We start from the raw sequence: 1,739 nt of genomic DNA, 5'->3' as shown, positions 1-1,739 counted from the left end.
GCGCTGAAACCGTACAGCCGCGACCTACGCCACTACCGACGATTATCGGCGGGGGACGCAGCGGACGATCAGGCGCGTGGTGCCGACGGTGCCGACGAGCTGGTCACCAGGGTGCGGGCGACGGTGCCAGTGGTGTCCGTGCCGGTGGCGGTGGCGGGGCTGCCGGTGGATTCGTCGTGAATGTCCTTTTCGAGCAGTCGGTCGGGGGGCGAGCGGGCTTGCCAAGTTTTACGTGTAAGGATGGGCAGGCGTTGTCCTAACGATGATGTGATCTAATCTTCGATTAGTGAAGAGGGAGCCTGCCCGGGAACAGAATCACCATGGTGTTCAGCGCCTGCTTCCATCCCTGAGTGCCGGTCCCGTTCTCGCCTCCACGTTTGGTCGAAATATTCCGGATTCCCAGGTAGAGAAGCTTCATTGCCGCCTCATCCGACGGGAAATGCCCGCGGGTTTTCGTTATCTTCCGAAGCTGGAAGTTGATAGACTCGATAAGGTTCCTGGCGTACACGACCTTACGGAGCTCGGGCGGATAGTCCAGGAACGGAATAAACTCGGCCCAGGCCCGCTTCCACACGTCGATCACGCCGGGATACTGCCGGCCGTATTCATTTTCCAACTCCCCGAGCGCTGCTTCAGCGGCCTCGACCGACGGCGCGGTATACATGGCCCGCATGGCCGCAGCCACCTTCTTCCGGTCGCCGTAAGAAACAAACCGCATCGCATTACGGACCACGTGCACGCGCATGTTTGCACGACCGTGTCCGGAAACACCGACGTAATCGCCTCAGGCAGACCCGCAGCTGGTCCCGGAACGCCGCCTCCGCCGGCGAGTCACGGAAATCCACGAGCGACCTCCTCCAGGCTCACAGGGAACATCTCGGTGGACACCAGGACCCGCCGCAGGTACACGTGGACGAGGCACTCCCAGGTGTTGCCGATGCCGCCGTGCACCTGCACAGCCGTTTCGCAGATGCTCCGGGCGGCACGCTGGCAGTAGACCTTCGCGATCCGGGCGGCCTGCACCGCTTGCGCCGGGGTCAGCTCGTCGACGGCCCACGCCGCGTGCCGCAGGACGCTCACCGAGCCCTCGATCAGGGCGAGGGCCTCGGCCAGCAGATGCGCCACGGCCTGGAAGGAACCGATCGTCCTGCCGTACTGCCGACGAACCTTTGCGTAGTCGCAGGCGATCGCGTGCGCACCGCGGGCCGCGCGGAGGTGGTTCTCGGCGTCGGAACGCGGATGGGACACGTTGCGCGACAGCATCGAGATCCTCCATTGCTGATTAAGAGAATAATATTCTCTTCCCTGACGCCATGCAATGTCCCGACGGAGGAGGAACTTCTGGATCTTTCCGCTCGCCGGCCGCGGAAAGTCGTCAACCGCGTGCAGCTCCTGCGGCCACTTCTGCCGGGCCAGGCCGCAGCGGTCGAAGTGGGCCCGCACCTGGTCAAGCGTGGGCATGGGGTGTCCGGCCTTACAGCGCACCACGGCCGCGAGCCCACGCGTCAGCAGGTCTCCGATCGTGTCCGGCGTCCACCAGCCCTCCGCTTCGTACCGGCTGGCCAGCTTGACAGGTATTATTCGCATATTTTTATCTCTCGCTTCACGAGAGTAGAACTCCCTCAAAGAGGAAACCCAAATTCCAGACTTGGGAGAACGATGAACCTGAGCAGCCATCTCCTCCAGCGCATGCTGAAACTCTCCCCGCCCGCGACCCGGGATCTGGTCATCCAGCGGGA

General features: G+C 63.3%; 2 protein-coding genes and 1 pseudogene. 1 reads left to right on the top strand and 2 read right to left on the bottom strand.

Annotated features, from left to right (window positions below; all coding sequences use genetic code 11):
* Nucleotides 1-180, top strand: a 180-nt coding sequence (locus U9980_RS18285; RefSeq protein WP_322769026.1) for a hypothetical protein, incomplete at its 5' end; no start/stop codon positions are given.
* 103 nt (nt 181-283) lie between these two features.
* Here the strand turns inward: U9980_RS18285 and U9980_RS18280 are convergent.
* Both U9980_RS18280 and U9980_RS18275 read right to left on the bottom strand, forming a co-directional pair.
* Nucleotides 284-795: pseudogene (locus U9980_RS18280) on the bottom strand (transposase); the annotation flags it as partial.
* Nucleotides 796-831: 36 nt separating this feature from the next.
* Nucleotides 832-1,734, bottom strand: coding sequence for an acyl-CoA dehydrogenase family protein (locus U9980_RS18275; RefSeq protein ID WP_322769031.1), 903 nt, complete (start codon nt 1,732-1,734; stop codon nt 832-834).
* Between the last annotated feature and the right edge of the window lie 5 nt (nt 1,735-1,739).

Origin of the sequence: Protofrankia sp. Cr1 (assembly GCF_963555865.1) — a bacterium.
Classification (GTDB): Bacteria; Actinomycetota; Actinomycetes; order Frankiales; family Frankiaceae; genus Protofrankia.
Note: the sequence above shows the minus strand (reverse complement) of the source record. Positions and strands in the feature narration are given on the sequence as shown.